This window comes from Streptomyces melanosporofaciens (assembly GCF_900105695.1).
In the GTDB taxonomy this organism is placed as follows: domain Bacteria; phylum Actinomycetota; class Actinomycetes; order Streptomycetales; family Streptomycetaceae; genus Streptomyces; species Streptomyces antimycoticus.
The window spans coordinates 7,006,452-7,022,587 of the sequence record NZ_FNST01000002.1 but is presented as its reverse complement, the minus strand read 5'-3'; the positions used below and the strand labels follow the sequence as shown (position 1 = coordinate 7,022,587).

13 protein-coding genes and 2 pseudogenes are annotated in these 16,136 nt (G+C 71.2%); 7 read left to right on the top strand and 8 right to left on the bottom strand.

What is annotated here, in order from left to right; all coding sequences use genetic code 11:
- The first annotated feature begins 174 nt into the window (after positions 1 to 174).
- The 4 genes from BLV72_RS33355 to fxsT are packed head-to-tail and all read left to right on the top strand — an operon-like array spanning position 175 to position 7,131.
- A complete protein-coding gene (locus BLV72_RS33355) occupies positions 175 to 1,314 on the top strand; it encodes a VMAP-C domain-containing protein (protein WP_244321136.1) in 1,140 nt (379 codons plus the stop codon).
- A complete protein-coding gene (locus BLV72_RS52160) occupies positions 1,308 to 1,598 on the top strand; it encodes a VMAP-C domain-containing protein (protein ID WP_425288411.1) in 291 nt (96 codons plus the stop codon). The genes BLV72_RS33355 and BLV72_RS52160 overlap by 7 nt, the downstream gene beginning before the upstream one ends.
- The gene (locus BLV72_RS33350; protein ID WP_093467019.1) at positions 1,595 to 2,776 is read left to right on the top strand and encodes an AAA family ATPase; all 1,182 of its coding nucleotides are present in this window, start codon (positions 1,595 to 1,597) and stop codon (positions 2,774 to 2,776) included. Before BLV72_RS52160 ends, BLV72_RS33350 begins: the two co-directional genes overlap by 4 nt.
- Positions 2,773 to 7,131, top strand: a complete 4,359-nt coding sequence (gene fxsT, locus BLV72_RS33345; protein ID WP_093467018.1) for an FxSxx-COOH system tetratricopeptide repeat protein — start codon at positions 2,773 to 2,775, stop codon at positions 7,129 to 7,131. Before BLV72_RS33350 ends, fxsT begins: the two co-directional genes overlap by 4 nt.
- 42 nt (positions 7,132 to 7,173) lie before the next feature.
- On the opposite strand, the gene BLV72_RS33340 is transcribed toward fxsT, so the two are convergent.
- From BLV72_RS33340 to BLV72_RS33335, 3 genes are all read right to left on the bottom strand, one after another.
- Positions 7,174 to 8,904 (bottom strand): HEXXH motif domain-containing protein, encoded by a 1,731-nt coding sequence (locus BLV72_RS33340; RefSeq protein WP_244321135.1) that lies wholly within the window; start codon positions 8,902 to 8,904, stop codon positions 7,174 to 7,176.
- A 103-nt stretch (positions 8,905 to 9,007) separates the two neighbouring features.
- A complete protein-coding gene (locus BLV72_RS48195; protein ID WP_165449213.1) occupies positions 9,008 to 9,178 on the bottom strand; it encodes a hypothetical protein in 171 nt (56 codons plus the stop codon).
- Positions 9,179 to 9,341: 163 nt separating this feature from the next.
- Positions 9,342 to 10,091 carry a DUF4232 domain-containing protein gene (locus BLV72_RS33335; protein ID WP_093467015.1) on the bottom strand — a complete coding sequence of 250 codons (750 nt, stop codon included), beginning with the start codon at positions 10,089 to 10,091 and terminating at the stop codon, positions 9,342 to 9,344.
- Positions 10,092 to 10,356: 265 nt separating this feature from the next.
- Between BLV72_RS33335 and BLV72_RS51175 the strand changes: the two genes are divergently transcribed.
- Complete coding sequence (locus tag BLV72_RS51175; protein ID WP_093467014.1) at positions 10,357 to 10,767, top strand: LysM peptidoglycan-binding domain-containing protein; 411 nt, start codon at positions 10,357 to 10,359, stop codon at positions 10,765 to 10,767.
- 106 nt (positions 10,768 to 10,873) lie between these two features.
- Here the strand turns inward: BLV72_RS51175 and BLV72_RS33325 are convergent, their stop codons facing one another.
- Complete coding sequence (locus tag BLV72_RS33325; RefSeq protein ID WP_059146202.1) at positions 10,874 to 11,143, bottom strand: DUF1876 domain-containing protein; 270 nt, start codon at positions 11,141 to 11,143, stop codon at positions 10,874 to 10,876.
- A gap of 32 nt (positions 11,144 to 11,175) precedes the next feature.
- A pseudogene (locus tag BLV72_RS33320) lies at positions 11,176 to 11,823 on the bottom strand (phosphoribosyltransferase); the annotation flags it as partial.
- A 144-nt stretch (positions 11,824 to 11,967) separates the two neighbouring features.
- Between BLV72_RS33320 and BLV72_RS33315 the strand changes: the two are divergent.
- Both BLV72_RS33315 and BLV72_RS33310 read left to right on the top strand, forming a co-directional pair.
- Positions 11,968 to 12,207, top strand: coding sequence for a hypothetical protein (locus BLV72_RS33315; RefSeq protein WP_093467011.1), 240 nt, complete (start codon positions 11,968 to 11,970; stop codon positions 12,205 to 12,207).
- Positions 12,204 to 12,953 (top strand): annotated as a pseudogene (locus tag BLV72_RS33310) (DUF72 domain-containing protein); the annotation flags it as partial. The gene BLV72_RS33315 and the pseudogene BLV72_RS33310, both read left to right, overlap by 4 nt.
- 26 nt (positions 12,954 to 12,979) lie before the next feature.
- On the opposite strand, the gene BLV72_RS33305 reads toward BLV72_RS33310, so the two are convergent.
- The 3 genes from BLV72_RS33305 to BLV72_RS33295 are packed head-to-tail and all read right to left on the bottom strand — an operon-like array spanning position 12,980 to position 16,136.
- Positions 12,980 to 13,804, bottom strand: a complete 825-nt coding sequence (locus tag BLV72_RS33305) for a carbohydrate ABC transporter permease (RefSeq protein WP_093467009.1) — start codon at positions 13,802 to 13,804, stop codon at positions 12,980 to 12,982.
- Positions 13,801 to 14,709, bottom strand: coding sequence for a carbohydrate ABC transporter permease (locus BLV72_RS33300; RefSeq protein ID WP_093467008.1), 909 nt, complete (start codon positions 14,707 to 14,709; stop codon positions 13,801 to 13,803). The genes BLV72_RS33305 and BLV72_RS33300 overlap by 4 nt, the downstream gene beginning before the upstream one ends.
- Positions 14,706 to 16,136, bottom strand: a complete 1,431-nt coding sequence (locus BLV72_RS33295; protein ID WP_093467006.1) for an extracellular solute-binding protein — start codon at positions 16,134 to 16,136, stop codon at positions 14,706 to 14,708. Before BLV72_RS33295 ends, BLV72_RS33300 begins: the two co-directional genes overlap by 4 nt.

The following is a 16,136-nucleotide window of genomic DNA, read 5'->3' as shown; positions in this document are numbered from 1 at the left end:
GTTGTCCCGGAGTCCGAGCGGTTGGTGCCCGTGTGTGGCAGGGTCTCCGGCGGGATCATCGGCGGCGGGGACCGGTGATGCGGCCTCGGGGGAGGGCACAGCATGGCGGCCATGGGGGAAGGTGGCCTGAAATCGGTCGGCAACCTCGTCACGGCGTTGAAGGAGTTCCGCTGTTTGACGGATCCGGATCTGCGCACGCTGTGTCTGGATCTGGTCGCCATGGAGCTGGAGATGACCAGCGTTCCCGTGCGCGTCCACCGGGTGACCGACTACTTCCTGGTGGAGCTGGCCCGCGAATGCCTGGAAAACGTGCGGATCATGCACGCGCTACGCGCGTCCCTCGCGGTGATGGCGGCGGCCGACGAGGACGCCATGATGCGGCTCGACTCGGTCATGGAGCAGATGACGGCCCGTCCGGCACTCCCCGAGACCGCCGCCGCGAAGCTGCGGTCGCTGCTGGAGGAGCTGGAGATCGAGCAGTTGGGCCAGTTGTGCCGTACGGCGGCGGGCCCACTGCAGGACATCCCGGCGGTCACCAGCCCCTGGCACGCCTTCGAGGTGCTGAGCCGGATGAACGCGCAGCCGGGCGGGCTGCCGCCGGGGCTCGCCCTCGTGGAGTACCTCGCGGCGGCGGCGCGTCCGCTGCAGCGGGCCGACGCGCTGCGCGAATGGGCCGATGAGCAGGCCCGGGAGCTGGGCCTGACACCACAGCTGCGGTCGCTGCGGCAGCAGGTGGGGCATGCCGCCCCGGCCGGGCCGGTGGACGCCTATCTGGTGATCCGGCTGCTGCCCCAGGAGGAGGCCGGGTGCTACGAGCTCTCGTCCTGGCATCAGTACGACCCGACCGGCTGGCATCCGGCCCGCGGCCCGGTCACCCAGGTCACCTCGGAGACCGCGGAACGGGCGGTCCAGAAGCTGGTGTACGAGGCCGCCGAGGAGTGGGACGACGCCGGGGCGATCCACATCGAGTTCATGCTCGGCCCGGATGACCTGAATCTGCCGGTCCACCGCTGGCGTCTGGAGCTCGACAGCGAGATGCCCACCCCGCTGTACATGGACTATCCGGTGGTCGTACGGAGCCTGGAGCGAAGCCGGACCAGACGCTGGCACCGCCAGTGGAAGCAGCGCTGGAACGTCTTCGACCAGCAGCCCGAGCGTGCCAAGCAGCTCGTCGTGGACGGCGAGGACCCGGACAGCCCGCGCTCCGGCGACACCCGCGCCCTGTTCGCCCGGCTCAAGGTCGATCCTCAGGTGGTCGCCCTGATCCTCAACTCGCCCCCGGGGGCCACCCCGAGGGGAACTCGGAGGTGCTGACCGCCTGGCGGGCCGGGATCCCGGTGATCGCCTGGGACGGCCGGACGCCCCGTGACCCCGGCTTCGTCCAGCAACTGAGACAAAAACAGGCCGAGCCAAGCGGGAACCTGGCACGGCTCCGTGAAGCCGTGACAGAGTTACGTCTGGACGCCCATACGATCGGCTCCGCGGAGGGGGAGCATCACCTCGGGCAACATGTGGTGCTCGTTTGGGACGACCCAACCCGACCTGTGGAACCTCTTGGGCGCATGACGGGGCCGGACGACGGGGTAGGTGGTCGATGAGCGACGGAGAGCCTGCGCGGCGCCACAACGGACGGGTCCACCAGGACTCGGGTTCCGCCTCCGGAGCCCTGCCGTCCGGGATACCGCGCCCCTGGTGGATCTACCAGGGCACCGGGCGCCCGCTCCACGACGTAAGCCTGGAGGAGATCCTTCCGCCGCCGCCCCCGTGGCGCACCTTCGGCGGGGTCTCGGCCTGCCCGCCCGACGGCGACGGCGGGCCCGGCGCGTTATCGGATCGGGACGACACCCCGACCGAGCCCCCGGCGCCGCCGGAGGACGAGCAGGACACCGCCCGGCGGCTGGGCGCGGCACCCCTGGGCGTGCGCTCCGACCCCGAGGAGGCCGATCTCGTCAACGCGGCGCTGATCCTCAGGCGCCCCCTTCTGGTGACGGGCCGCCCGGGCACCGGCAAGTCGACGCTGGCGTACCGCATCAGCAGGGAGCTGGGGCTGGGCCGGGTGCTGCGCTGGCCGATCACGACGCGATCGACCCTGCGGGCCGGGCTGTACGGCTACGATGCCGTCGGCCGTGTGCACGCCGCCGCGGCCGGACAGGCGTCGGAGGGGGACACGCACGAACCCGGACCGGAGGACATCGGCGACTTCCTCCAACTCGGCCCGCTGGGCACGGCGATGCTCCCGCACCGTCTGCCGCGCGTCCTGCTCATCGACGAATTCGACAAGAGCGATATCGATCTGCCCAATGATCTGCTCGACATCTTCGAGGCCGGCGAGTACTCCATTCCCGAGCTGGTGCGCATCCGCCGACGCCGCCCGGCCGTATCGGTCCTCACCGACGATCCGGAGCGCAGTACCGTCATCGCCTCGGGTCGGGTGCGCTGCAGCGCCTTCCCCGTCGTCATCATCACCAGCAACGGCGAACGGGATTTCCCGCCCGCGTTCCTGCGGCGCTGTCTCCAGCTCCGGCTGCCCGACCCGGACGCGGACCGGCTCGCCGCGATCGTGGCCGCGCATCTGGGACGGGCCGACGATCCACGCGCGCGGGAGCTGATCCAGATGTTCCTCGAGCGCAGCGAGCGCGAAGGCGGCCTCGCCGCGGACCAGTTGCTCAACGCGGTGTATCTGGTGACGGCCCAGTCACATGTACCGGGGCCCGAGTGGGAGGAGCTACTGCAGGCCGTCTGGCACCGGCTGGACAGTGCAGCAGGCTCGACATGACATATGACCCAGGCGGCCGGTCCGCCGGGCCCGCCCCTCGGGACCTCGACTGGCGGCAGCTTGCCGACGCCGTGTGGCTGGCGGTCTGCAAGGCCGAGACGGACCCCGGCCCCGGACGGCCGGACCCGGGACCCCTCCCGGGGACACCGGAGGCGGACGCCCCGCCGCCCGGTGACGAGCCGTCCGACGAGCCGCGGCAGGACCGCGAGGGGGAGCACCCCGCGGCCGAGCCCGAAGCCGGGCCCGCGGTCGCGGAGCCGCCGCTCCCCGCGGAGCTGGTCGGTGTCCCCGCACCGCCCGGTGAGGCGGAGCCGGTGACCGTCGCGGAAGCCTTCGTGCCCGCGCGCCGGGCGTCCGTCGCCGAGCCTCCGCTGCCCGAGCGCGCTCTGTCCCGGGCGCTGCGGCCGCTCAAGCGCACCTCGCCCTCGCTGGTCGAGATGGAGATCGACGAGGAGGCGACGGCCGAGTCCGCGGCGCGCGAGGGGCTGTGGGTGCCCGCCTGTGTGCCGGTGCGCGAGCGCTGGATGGACGCCGTTCTGGTGGTGGACAGCGGCAGTTCGATGGTGGTGTGGCGGCGGACGGCCGAGCATCTGGTCACCGTGCTGCGACGCACCGGCGCCTTCCGGGATGTGCGGGTGCACCGGCTGAACACCGACCATCCGTTACCCGAGGACCGGTCGCCGGTCGAGGGGATGCCGCCGCGCGGCAAGCGGACGGTGCTGGTGCTGACCGACGGCATCGGCGCGGCCTGGGCCGATGAGAGCGCCCAGCGCGCGCTGGCCCACTGGGCGCGGTATGCCTCGGTCGCCGTGCTGCATGTCTTGCACCAGGGCCGCTGGCACCACACCGGGGTGGCGCCGGAGCGGGTGCGGGTGCGGGTCCCCGAACCGGGCGCCCCCAATGGCACCTGGCGGCGGGCGGACGGCGGTTCCTGGCCGGGCGGCGCACCACCGGTCCCGGTGCTGGAGCTGGACGCGCGGTGGATGGCCAACTGGGCGCGGCTGGTGGCCCGCCCGTCGGCGCGCGGCGACGACACGATGGCGCTGCTGCCCGGGGCGCCGGCCGAGCGCTGGGAGCCCGAGCCCGAACCGAGCGCCTGGGACCGCGTCTTCCGGTTCCGCGCCACCGCCTCGCCGAGCGCCTTCCGGCTGGCGTCCCGGCTGGCCGCCGCGCCGTTGAACATTCCCGTGATGGAGTTCGTGCAGGGGATCCACCAGCCGGAGGGCAGCCCGGGCGATCTGGCCGAGGTTCTGCTGGGCGGACTGCTGCGCAAGGTGGGCACCGCCGACCCGCTGGACGAGACGGGCATCGGCTACGAGTTCCACGACGGGGTGCGGGAACTACTGCTGTCCGCCGGGATGCGGGACGAGTCGCTGTACATCCTCGGGAGCGTCCTCGATCGGCTCGGCCGCCGCTGGAAGCCGCTGCTGATGCTCCGCGACCTGCTCAACCACCCCTCCGGGTCGGTGCGCGACCTTCCCAAGACCGAGCGCCTGCTTCCGTACATCCGCCTTCAGGAACAGGTGTACCAGGCTCTTTCCGGTCCGTACCTGGAGGGTGCGCGCTCCTTTCGCGCCCTGGTCCTGGCCCATCAGGCGCTCGCCCGCTCGGGGGAAAGCCGACCCGATCCAGTTGAAGACGCATCACACAGGGGAAGATATGCGGTCTCCGAGGCGCTTGCCATGACTGACTCCACGACTCCCCGAACCGACCCGCTGTCCCAGGCCGACGATTCACCATCCCCGCCGGCGCACGGCACGCCGGGCTCGGCGGCGGAGCATCTGAGAGGAACATTCGTGTCCGTGACCGCTGCCCGGTCCCTGCCCGCCGTGGAGGAGCGCCAGGCCGGGGAACCCCCGTCCATTTGGGGAAATGTACCGCCCCGGAACAACAACTTCACCGGGCGGCAGACGTTGCTCGACACTCTCCACGAGCGGCTGAGGAGCGAGGGCACCGCCGCCGTGCTGCCGGAGGCCCTGCACGGGCTGGGCGGGGTGGGCAAGTCACAGATCGCACTGGAGTACGTCCATCAGCACGCGGCAGACTACGACGCGGTGTGGTGGATCCCGGCGGAGCGCCCCGAGCAGATCCGCCAGGCGCTGGTGCAGCTCGCCGACCGGCTCGGACTGCGTGCGGGCATGGAGGCCAACACGGCCGTGCCGAGCGTACTCGACGCGCTCCGGACCGGACGCCCGTGCCGCAACTGGCTGCTGGTCTTCGACAACGCCGAGGAACTGGAGACGGTACGGCCGTTCTTCCCCGCGGGCGGGCCGGGCCGGATCCTGGTCACCTCGAGGAACGCACAGTGGTCGCGCGCCGCCCGCACCGTCGAAGTGGACGTCTTCGAGCGGGAGGAGAGCATCGAGCTGCTGCGCCGCCGGGGGCCGGAGCTGCCGCGCGACCAGGCGGACCGGGTCGCCGACGCCCTGGGGGACCTTCCGCTGGCCATCGAGCAGGCGGCGGCCTGGCTCACCGAAACGGGTATGCCGGTCGACGAATACCTTCAGGTGTTCGAGGACGAGCGCGCCGATGTCTCCACCCGCCGTAACGAGCTGCTGGCGGCGGGCGTTCCGGTGGACTACCCCGAACCGGTCGCCGCCGCCTGGAACATGTCGCTGCGCCGACTGGCCGAAACCCATCCCGGTGCGCTCCAACTCCTGCAGATGTGCTCGTTCTTCGCGCCCGAGCCGATCTCCCGGCGGCTCTTCTCCGGCGTGCGCGGGGTGTCCCTCTCCCCCGAGCTGTCGGAGGTGCTGCAGGACCCCATCAAGCTCGGCCACGCGATCCGTGAGATCAACCGCTACGCGCTGATCAAAATCAATCACCGCAGCAACACGATCGAAATGCACCGGCTGGTGCAGGCCGTGCTGATCGGCCAGATGTCCACGCAGCAGCAGGCGGATATGCGGCACAGCGCCCATGTGCTGCTGGCCTTCGGCGACCCCAACGACGTCGCTCCCCCGAACTGGGGGCGGTACGCCGACCTCCTCTCCCATGTCCGGGCCTCGCGCGCGATGGAGTGCGATGACAAATGGGTGCGGCAGATGGTGCGGAATCTGGTGCGTTTCCTCTTTATCTGGGGGGACCACGAGGGTGCGCTGGAACTCGGTAACCAGGTGCGCCGCAATTGGGTCGAGACACTCGGTGAGGACAGTCCGGAGACGCTGGCCGTCTCCCGGACCCTGGGCCATGTCCTGACCGTCCTCGGCCACTTCAAGGAGGCCCGCGAGCTCAACCGCCGGACGCTGGAGCTGCAGCGCGCCAGCGAGGGCGACGACCACGAGAACACCCTGGTGACTCAGGGCGCGGTCGCCGTCGACACCCGCTACCAGGGCGACTACGCGCGCTACGTGGAGCTGGAGAAGAACCGCTGGAACAGGACCCTGCGGCTCTTCGGGGACGAGGACCCGTACTCCATCGGCGCGGCGAACGACTACGCCGTGGCGCTGCGCGCGACGGGGAACTACGCACAGGCCCGGCAGATGGACGAGGAGGCACGGCGCACCGCCGGTCTGGTGCTCGGCGAGGACGCCTTGCTCACCATTCTGGTGGAGGCCAATCTCTCCATCGATGTCCGCGAGAGCGGGGAGTACCTGGCCGCCCGCGACATGCTGGAGCAGACCTGTGCCCGCGTCCGCCGGGTGCTGCCGCAGAACGCTCCGGTCGGTGTCTACGCCCTGCGCAATCTCGCCGTGGCGCGCCGCAAGGCGGGCGACCACGAGGGCGCCCTGGACCTCAGCCGAGAGGTGCTGGAGCGCTATCGGCTGCGCTATACCGAACCCAATATCAACATCACCACGACGGCCCTGAACCTGTCGATGGATCTGCGGCAGACCGCCGATCTGGAAGGCGCCCGTGAGCTCGGCCGCAAGTGCCTTGACGACATGCGCGTCGCCCTGGGGGAACGGCATCCGGCGACCCTGAGCGCCGCGGTCGACCTCGCGGTGACCCTGAGGCTGCTGGGCGAGACCGATGAGGCGCTCGTACTGAACAAGGAGACCCTGCCGGTGCTCGTCGAGCAGCTGGGGGCCGACCATCCCGTGGCGCTGACCTGCGCCATCAACATGGCCAGCGACCACTACACGCTCGCGGACTACCAGGAGGCCCACGAGCTGGACACCGAGACCCTGGCGACCTGCCGGTCCAAGCTCGGTGAGGACCATCCCACCACCCTCGCGTGTGCGGTCAATCTGTCGGGGGATCTGCGTGCGCTGGGCGAGGGCAGGCAGGCGGAGGAGTTGCACCAGGACGCGCTCGGCCGGATGCGCCGGGTGCTGACGGCCGGCCATCCGGCGACGGTCGCGGCGGCCCGGGGCATCCGGGCGGACTGCGATGTGGAGGCCACGGCCGTCTGACCCGGCCGTCCCGCCGCGCGGACGGCCCGCCCCACCGGCCGTTCATCGATGCGTGCGCGTCCCGATCCATCGTGCGAGAGCCAATGGATCGGGGCCCTCGCCATGCGCGGTGCGCACTCCCCGGTGCACGGCGAGAACCAGCTCGGGGTGGCTCAGCAGCGTCGTCCTGGCCGGGCCGTCCGGTAGGCCGAGCGCGAGCCCTGCCCACGCCTCGATGTCCTCCGGGTCCGCGTCCAGCCGGTTCTGGAAGCCGCGCAGCGCGGCCTCGGTGTTCCCCGCGGCCCAGTCGAGGTCGGCCCGGTCCGGGGCCTCGTCGCCCGGTGGGACCCCCGCTTCCGCACCCTCGTACAGCCGGGTGAACCCCGCCGGGTCCCCCAGCCGGTGCCGGGCGAGCGCCGGGCGCGCCAGTGCCCCGGGACGGGTCGGCACGACCGAGGTCGCGGGCAGCTCCCGCGGAGGGTCGGACCGCTCCCGCCATGCCCTCGCCCACTGCGCGGTCCGCTCCGGGTCGCTCGACAGGTGGCGCATGCGGTGGACGAGCCGGTGATCGTCAATCAGATCGGACGCCAGGCGCTTCGGTACGGAGGGCACCCGCTGCGCGAGCCATAAGGCCAGCCGGCCCTCCAGCCGGTGGAGGAACTCCTCGCCCCTGGGAGTCAGTTCGGCATGCGCGAGGAGCGTGCGCAACCCCGAGGCGGTCTGTGCCCGCCGCAGCGCGAACTCGAACGCGGCGCTCTCCCGAGCCGGTCCGGGCTCGGCGCGCCGCACCCGGTCCCACCAGAATCCGGTCACGCCCATGAACGCGTACACCCCCTGGAGGAGCCCGCGCAGCGGTCGCGGATCCAGCCGCCAGGGCGCGTAGTGGATCTCCTCCAGGCCCCCTTCTATCAGGGGCACCAGGTCCATCAGGGCGCTGAGTTTGATGTGCTGGGCCTCGTGCACCAGCGCCGCGGCGAGGGTCAGCGGGTCCGTGGCCCCGTTGAGCAGCACACAGCCGTATGCCTCGGGCGATGAGGCGCTGAACGGTTCGGGCCAGGAGAGATACGGCACAGGCACGACGGAGGACAGGGAAGCACCGATTCCGCTCGGATCCACATTGGACTGTTGGCAGACCAGCCGCCAGGCGCCGTCGAACCGTTCCTGCCAGTCCTCCCGCTCCTCGTCGGTGAGGCGCTCCGGGGGTCTGCTGCGGAAAAAATCGCGATAGGGATCGATGTCGTCGACAAAGGGTGAGCAGACAATCCCCAGGTGTTCTCCGCTCAGCCGCCGCAAACCGTGCCAACCCGGGGCCTCCGCAGAGAAATCGGCGGGTGGTGTCACCGAATGCGGGCCGCATAACACTGTCGCCTTTCCCTCGGCCACGACGACTTCGGCGATTTCGGCCCCGTCCGGAATGCGGGCGATTCCCAGAGCGGGCAGCATCACCCCGCCGTCGCCTACCGGGACGGTGATGCGGAAGTCGATTCCGGCGAGAAGAGCGGCCGAGGCGGCTGTGGCATGCAGATAGCCCACCGCGCTCCACAGCGGGCCATCCCCCGATTCCAGACCGCGCAGCCTGCGCAGACAGCGGTTGAGCCACACCCCTACCGGAGGGTGCAGCAGCAGGGTCTCCACAGCGGCCGGGGAGCGGCGCTCGGCCCGGACCAGCAGCTGCCAGGCGTCCCGGGACGGAGGAAGGGGGCCGGGCAGGGCGGGGTGCTCGGACGCGATGTCCACCAAGGCGCGCAGCAGCAGCATGGCCCGGCTGCGCTGTCCCGATCTCAGCTCGGCCACGGCCGATGAACCCCCCGAACCCCGAGCCAACTCGGCGAAACACTCCGCCGATAAACGATGGGCGCCTCCCCGAACGCCGGAGGACGTCACCGTGACCCTCAACTCAGCACTGGTTCGTAGACGAGGAGTTACCGGCGACCGTCGGCGGGAACTGGACGATGTCCAGCAGCCGCTCCGTCACCGCGGAAAGCCCCTCGTGCCGCTCGAGGTCTTCGAGTGTCGCCCCCGAAAGGTCCAGTAGCTCCGTCTCGACCTCGGTCGCGACTCGCTCCATGACACGGTCCCCCTCCGGACGCTCCCTACCGGCTCATTTGCGGCATCCCCATGGTGGCCTACCCCCTATTGATTGCGAAAGGGTGAACACGGCCAGTCGGCGCCCGCCTTGTCAAGATTTTCGGACACGTCGGCACGCCGGGGAACGCCCTGATATGCCGGTGTCATCCACCCGTTCCGGACCGCATCGCCTCGACCTCGAAGACACCTCCGCACGCCCGGAACGACCGCGCCGAGATCTTCATCGCGTCGAAGGAATCCGGCGGATAGACACGAATCCGCGCGGCGGCGCGCCGGCACGGGGTGTCGGTCATGCCCTCGTTCAGCGTGTGCAGGGCGGCGGAGGCGCTGCCGCCGGGCGGCAGGGAGATCGGAGAGTGCGTGGGGCCGCGCCGGGTGGCGGGGGCGCCGATCGCCGCGTCGGTGGAATCGAGCAGAGAGACACCGGGATATCCGGTGAGAGTGCAGGTCGTCGAGCCCTTGTTGGTGAACACCAGGGGCAGATACACATTCCCGGCTCCCACATCCACCCGGCCGGCCGCCAGCGTCAACTGCGTCTTGGAGCAGACGCGGCGCGCACCGGAGGCGGCGGCGGGCTGCGAGGGGGACGCATGCGAGGGGGCGGGGTGCGCCGAGGGCGGAGGGGACTGCGCGGTGTGCGAGGCGGGCCGCTCGTTCCGTGAGCCTTCGGATGTGCCGGCGGAGTCGACCGAAGGGGAGGAGGGTGGTGCGGCCGAGGAGGCGGAGGTGACGGACGAGGCGCGCTGTGCGGAGTCCCCGTCCCCGGTGTCGCTGCCGCACGCGGTGACCGTGGCCAGTGCGCCGACCAGCAGCGCGCATAAGACCGGTGGCCGGAGCGAGCGGGACCGCGATGTCGTCCTACGCCGAGCAGTCGAGCCGTTGCGTTGACTCATGAGCGACCTCCCGAGGTCAGCCGTCTGCCGGGGACCGCCGCGAGGTCGGGCGCCCCGATGCCTCCTGTGCGTCCCCCTTCGGTCTCCCTTCCCCTCCTGAAGGCTCTTATGTCCGGGCACATTGAGCGCATCAGCGCGCCAATTCCTCACATGGGATTCTCCACCGCAAACATCAGAACGTCTTGTCCCAGCCAGAACCGTGGGATTACTGTTCGGCAGCCATCGCAGTTGCCAACTGCCGTACCAGGACAGGAAGAAGGACTCCATGGCCGCTCGAGGACGTCATCGCCGGCCCCGGCCCCACCGTGTCTCCCGCGCCTCGCTCGCGATCACCGCGGGCGGCGCCGGCGTCGCCCTGCCGCTCATCGGCATCAGCCAGGCGAACGCCGCCTCAGCCGCCGCACCCTCCTCGCCCACCCCGGCCGTCACCACCGTCACGCACTCCACGGCGCAGCCGCTCCTCATCGTCCCGAAGGCCGTGCCCGAGCCCCCGGCCAAGGCTCAGCCTCAGGCCGGTTCGTACACGGTCGTCCACGGCGACACCCTCTCCGCGATCGCGGACACCGAGAACGTGGCGGGCGGCTGGGAGCGGCTCTACGAGATCAACCGCCGGGTGATCGGCGCCGACCCGGATGTGATCCGCCCGGGCCAGCGGCTCACCCTCGGGCGCCCCTGAACGGCCGGGCGTCCGGACGGCGGATATACGGGGACGCGCGCATGCGCAGATGAGCCCCCGCCCGCGGTGGACCACCGCGGCGGACGGCCCTGCGCCTCAACGGGCCTCAGATCAACAAATGTGCCTTGGAGTGGGTGACTTCCTCGATGTCGCCACCTGCCTTGCCGATCAGCCGGTGCGCCAGATTGGTCAGTGCCCGCGCCGCCGCGATCTCCTCGCCGACCCTCGGCTGTGACGGGTCCTCGGGATTGCGGTTGGCACGGCCCTGAGCCAGCATCTCCGTGCCGTCGTGCATCCTCAGCCGGACGACCGCTTCGGTCAGCGGACCGATCTCACGGAATTCCATCTGAATGTCGCATCCCACGATCGTCTCCATCGCGATCACCTCCTGCGTCACTTTCCAGGATGCGCCTCACCCGTCTCTCCAGTCGACCGGGACAGCAAGTCCACCACCTCGTCGTCCGCGGTCTGGGAGAAGTCCTCGTACCACTCCCCCACCGCCGCGAAGTCCGAGGGGGTGGAGAGGGCCACCACCTCGTCCGCGTCCTCGCGCAGCGTGGTGACCGCGTCCGGCGGCGCCACCGGCACGGCGAGGACCACCCGGGCGGCGCCCTGGGCCCGTGCGACCCGGCAGGCGGCCTGGGCCGTGGCGCCGGTCGCGATGCCGTCGTCCACGACGATCACGGTCCGGCCCTCGACCGGGACCCGCGAGCGGCCCCGGCGGAACCGCTGTGCCTTGCGGGCCAGCTCCTCCCGCTCGGTCCGCTCCACCTCGGCGAGGTCCTCCCGGTCGACCCGGCTCATCCGGACGATCGCCTCATGGACGACCCGTACGTCGCCCTCGCCGATGGCGCCGAACCCCAGCTCCCGGTGGAAGGGGACGCCGAGCTTACGGACGATGATCACGTCCAGCGGCGCATGGAGCGTCCGGGCCACCTCGAAGGCCACCGGCACCCCGCCCCGTGGCAGCCCGAGCACGACCGGTTCGGCGTCGCCCAAAGGACGCAGCGCCTCGCCGAGGCGCCGCCCGGCGTCCACCCGGTCGGTGAAGATCATGGACTCACCCCCGCTGCTCAGGGCTCTTCTGCGAAGCAAGCCGACGGTTACGAATCAAGCCGACGATGTGCCCGTCCGCAAACCGGCGGCCCCCGGCCGATGCCCTGGGCTCGCGAATGCCGCGGACTCCGGCACCCTGGAGGTATGGAGAACGCCACAGGCCCGGGCGAGTCCGGATACCCCGTCTTCGTCGAGTCATTCGACACCGACAGCCGCTACCGGCGGGTGCGGCTGCGCGGCCTGGGCTGCGAACCACTCGAACCGGAGGAGTTCGAACCGCGCGTCCGGCAGGTCTTCCCCGATATCGACCTCGACGACCCGGCCCAGGTCCACTGGGAGGACCGGCCCGGGCAGTGGCCGCCCTGGCATCCGGGCGAGGCATGACCGTCCTGGTCGGCACCTCGGGATGGCAGTACCGGGACTGGCGCGGCGATCTCTACCCGGAGGGCTGTCCGCAGCGGTTGTGGCTCGAGGAGTACACCCACGCCTTCGACACGGTGGAGAGCAACAACGCCTTCTACCGGCTGCCGTCGTACGACCAGTTCGCCACCTGGCGGGAGCGCCTCCCCGAGGGCTTTGTGATGGCGCTGAAGGCGAGCCGGTATCTCACCCACATCAAACGGCTGCGCGATCCGGAGGAGCCGGTGGCGCGGCTGATGTCCCATGCGGCCGGGCTCGGCGACCGGCTGGGCCCCGTGCTGCTGCAGTTGCCGCCCACCCTGCGGGCCGACGGCGAGCTGCTGGACCGCTGCCTGCGCTGCTTCCCCTTGGGGACGCGGGTGGCCGTCGAACCGCGGCACACCTCCTGGTGGACCGAGGAGATCCGCGCGGTGCTGGAGCGCCGCGCGGCCGCGCTGTGCTGGGCCGACTCCGGCTCCCGCCCGGTCGCCCCGCTGTGGCGGACCACCGGGTGGGGGTATGTGCGCTTCCACGGCGGCCTGGCCCGGCCGTCCCCGCACTACGGGCGCCAGGCGCTGGACACCTGGGCGCGGCGGATCCGGGAGACCTGGCCGGCCGAGGCGCGGGTCTACGCGTACTTCAACAACGACACGGGTGGGGCGGCGGTGCACGACGCGGCGGTCTTCGCCCGCGCCGTGGCCCGCGGCGGTCGCCCGGTCAGCGCCGCCCCGCGCGGTGAAGCCGGCGCCCGCCGGGTTCACTCCTTCACCGCCCCGCCGAGCATGCCCTCGATGAACCGGCGCTGCAGCGCCACGTACACCACGACCACCGGCAGGGCGATGAGCACCGAGGCCGCCGCGAGGAGCGCCGCGTCGGAGCTGTGCTGGCCCTGGAAGAAGGCGAGGCCGAGGGGGACCGTGCGATGGGCCTCGTCGCTGACCATCACCAGGGCCATCAGGAACTCGTTCCAGGTCCACATGAAGGTGATCACGACCATGGTGGAGATCGCCGGGCGGCCCATCGGGACCAGGACGCGCCACAGCGTGGTCCAGGTGTTCGCCCCGTCGATCCGGGCCGCCTCGATCACCGACCGTGCGCTGCCACGGAAGTACGTGCGCATCCAGAAGACCCCGAAGGCCAGCGACTGCGCGGTCTGCGGCAGGATCAACGCCCAGTAGCTGTCGGTGAGTTCGGCGTAGCGCAGATCGAAGTAGAGCGGGACGACCAGCGCCTCCTGGGGCAGGGTCAGCCCGATCACGAAGAGGTGGAACAGCACCGTGGAGCCGGGGAAGCGCATCACCCCGAAGGCGTAGGCGGCGAGGACGGCCAGCACCGTGGTGGCGGCCACCACGACCGCGGTGACCAGGACCGAGTTCCCCAGATAGGTGCCGAAGTGGCCACGGCTCCAGGCGTCGGCGAAGTTGCTCCAGTGCAGACCGCCCTTAGGCAGCGAGAAGCCGGTGTCCAGGGAGTTCTGCGAGGCGAAGGCCGTGGAGAGGATGCCGATCACGGGGGTGAGCGCGATGACGGTGAACAGGGCGAGGATGCCGTAGGTGACGGTGCGTTCCAGGCGTGTCGTCATGCCCGCCGCCCTTCCACGAGCCGGGAGACGGTGACGGTCAGGACGAAGATCAGGACAGTGAGGGCCACGCCGACGGCGGCGGCCGAGCCGACCTGGTTGGTCTCGAAGGCCCGGTGGTAGACCTCGTAGGCGGGTACGGAGGTGGCGTTTCCGGGGCCGCCGCTGGTGGTGATGTAGATCAGGTCGAAGTTGCGCAGCCCCGCCACGATGGTCAGGGTCAGCGCCACCGCGATCTGCGGTCGCAGGCCGGGCAGGGTGACGGTGAGGAATTCGCGCAGCGGCCCGGCGCCGTCCATCCGCGCCGCCTCGTACAGCTCGCGCGGGATGCGCTGGGCCCCGGCGAGGAAGAGGACCATGCACAGCCCGGTGCCGACCCAGGTGCCGACGACGCCGACGGCGGGCAGCGCCCAGGTGTAGTCGCCGAGCCAGGGGCGGGCGAGGCCGCCGAGGCCGACCGCGCGGAGGGCGTCGTTGAGCAGCCCGTCGGGGGCGAGGATCGAGCGCCAGGCCACGCCGACCACGATCAGCGCCAGGACCTGCGGCAGGAACAGGACCGTACGGAAGAAGGTCATCCCCCGGATCCGGGCCCGGGACATCAGGGCGGCCAGCAGCAGCCCGATGGCCACCGGCAGGGCCGCGTAGAAGACGAGCAGCAGCAGCGCGTGGAGGAAGGGGGCGCGCAGGCTCGCATCGGTGAACAGCGCGCGGTAGTTGTCGAATCCGGCGGGGGTGGCGACGGTCAGCCCGTCCCAGTGGACGAACGACAGCCACACCGACTGCCCGAAGGGGTAGAGCAGGAAGGCGGCGTACACGATCAGCGCGGGCAGGATGTACACATAGCCGATGGCGCGCGGCTCTCCGGGCGCCCGGCGGCGGTAGGCCCTGGTCAGAGCGGTGGCCTTCATCGGGTCCCCGCCGGTGCGGGCGTGGCCTTGTGCTGCTCGCGCTGCTTCTTCATGAACGTGCCGTAGTCCTTCTGCAGGGTCGCGGCGAAGGTGTCCGGGGAGGTCTTGCGGCTGATCACACCCTGGAGGGCGGCCGAGAGCGTGTCGTAGAAGCTGGGCGTGGAGTAGTCCAGGTACGGGACGAGTCCGTCGGCGGCGCTCAGCCGCTTCCACCCGGCGATCATCTGGCCGTCGGCGCTGTCCGGGCTCACCTTGGTCGCGGCCTCGGCCGGTACGGCGGGCAGCACTCCGTGCCGGGTCATGACGTCGGCGGCGTGCGCGTCGGTGAGGAAGTCCAGATAGGCGGCGGCCACCTCGGGGTGGCGGGAGCGGGAGGTGATGGACCAGGCGAGGCCCTGGCCGCCGGTGGTGACGGGATCGCCGCCGGCCTTGGCGGGCGGGGGCGGCATGATGCCCAGCTTGCCGCCCATGGACTTCTTGAGGTCGGCCAGCTGCCAGGTGCCGGTCAGCAGATACGCGCCGTCGCCGGAGGCGAATTTCTTGGCCGCGTCGTCGTAGCCGAGGCCGTTGGCGCCGCCCGGCAGATAGCCGCGCTTCATCCAGTCGGCGAGGGTCGCCGCGGCGCCCTTGGTGGCGGCGTTGTCGAAGCCGTCACCGCGGCCGAGGACGGTGTCGCGGGCGTCGGCGGCGCCGAGCTGGTCCTGCAGCACCCCGAAGGTGTGGATGGCCGGGTACTTGTCGAGGTTGCCGAACTGGACCGGCAGCTCGCCGCGGTCCTTGAGCCGGGCCAGGCCGTCGGTGAACTCGCCCCAGGTGCGCGGGGGTTGGAGTCCGGCCCGCCGCAGCAGGTCCTTGTTGTAGTAGAGGCCGATGTACTCGCCGGTCTGGGAGATGCCGTAGAGCCGCCCCCTGCCGAAGTCGTTGCCGTCGGCGGAGACCCGGTTGAGGCCCAGTAGGGTGCCGGGGTAGCGGGTGTTCCAGTCATAGATCCCGGCGTAGTTGTCGAGCGGGGCGAGCAGCCCGGCCCGGACGAAGGCCACCATGTCCGGGTAGCCCTGGTTGGCCTGGATGACATCGGGCGGATTGTTGCCGGAGACGGCCAGCTTCAGGGTGGTCTTCAGATCGGTGAAGCTCCGGGCGACCCGCTTGATCCGCACGTTGGGGTACTTCTTCTCGAACTCCCGGTTCAGCTGCTGTATCTCGCCGTTGGTCCCGCCGCGTATCTCCTGGTCCCACACGGTCAGCGTGGTCTTTCCGGCCTTGGCCGGATCGGGTATCGCGGTGGCCGCGCCGGTCCCGGCACCGGCGGCCCCCGAGCCGTCGGTGCCGGGGACACACCCCGCGGCGAGCAGGACGACGCCGACGGCGAGCGCGGCCGGGACGGCTCTGCCACGCGGCCGGCGCGCCCGGGTACGGGCCAGTTCCAT

Coding starts and splice junctions, on each gene's coding strand:
- BLV72_RS33335 (WP_093467015.1), bottom strand. CDS start 10,091: ATGAGTCAACGCAACGGCTCGACTGCTCGGCGTAGGACGACATCGCGG.
- BLV72_RS33300 (WP_093467008.1), bottom strand. CDS start 14,709: ATGAAGGCCACCGCTCTGACCAGGGCCTACCGCCGCCGGGCGCCCGGA.
- BLV72_RS51175 (WP_093467014.1), top strand. CDS start 10,357: ATGGCCGCTCGAGGACGTCATCGCCGGCCCCGGCCCCACCGTGTCTCC.
- BLV72_RS33295 (WP_093467006.1), bottom strand. CDS start 16,136: ATGGAACTGGCCCGTACCCGGGCGCGCCGGCCGCGTGGCAGAGCCGTC.
- BLV72_RS33325 (WP_059146202.1), bottom strand. CDS start 11,143: ATGGAGACGATCGTGGGATGCGACATTCAGATGGAATTCCGTGAGATC.
- BLV72_RS33305 (WP_093467009.1), bottom strand. CDS start 13,804: ATGACGACACGCCTGGAACGCACCGTCACCTACGGCATCCTCGCCCTG.
- BLV72_RS33350 (WP_093467019.1), top strand. CDS start 1,595: ATGAGCGACGGAGAGCCTGCGCGGCGCCACAACGGACGGGTCCACCAG.
- BLV72_RS33315 (WP_093467011.1), top strand. CDS start 11,968: ATGGAGAACGCCACAGGCCCGGGCGAGTCCGGATACCCCGTCTTCGTC.
- BLV72_RS48195 (WP_165449213.1), bottom strand. CDS start 9,178: ATGGAGCGAGTCGCGACCGAGGTCGAGACGGAGCTACTGGACCTTTCG.
- fxsT (WP_093467018.1), top strand. CDS start 2,773: ATGACATATGACCCAGGCGGCCGGTCCGCCGGGCCCGCCCCTCGGGAC.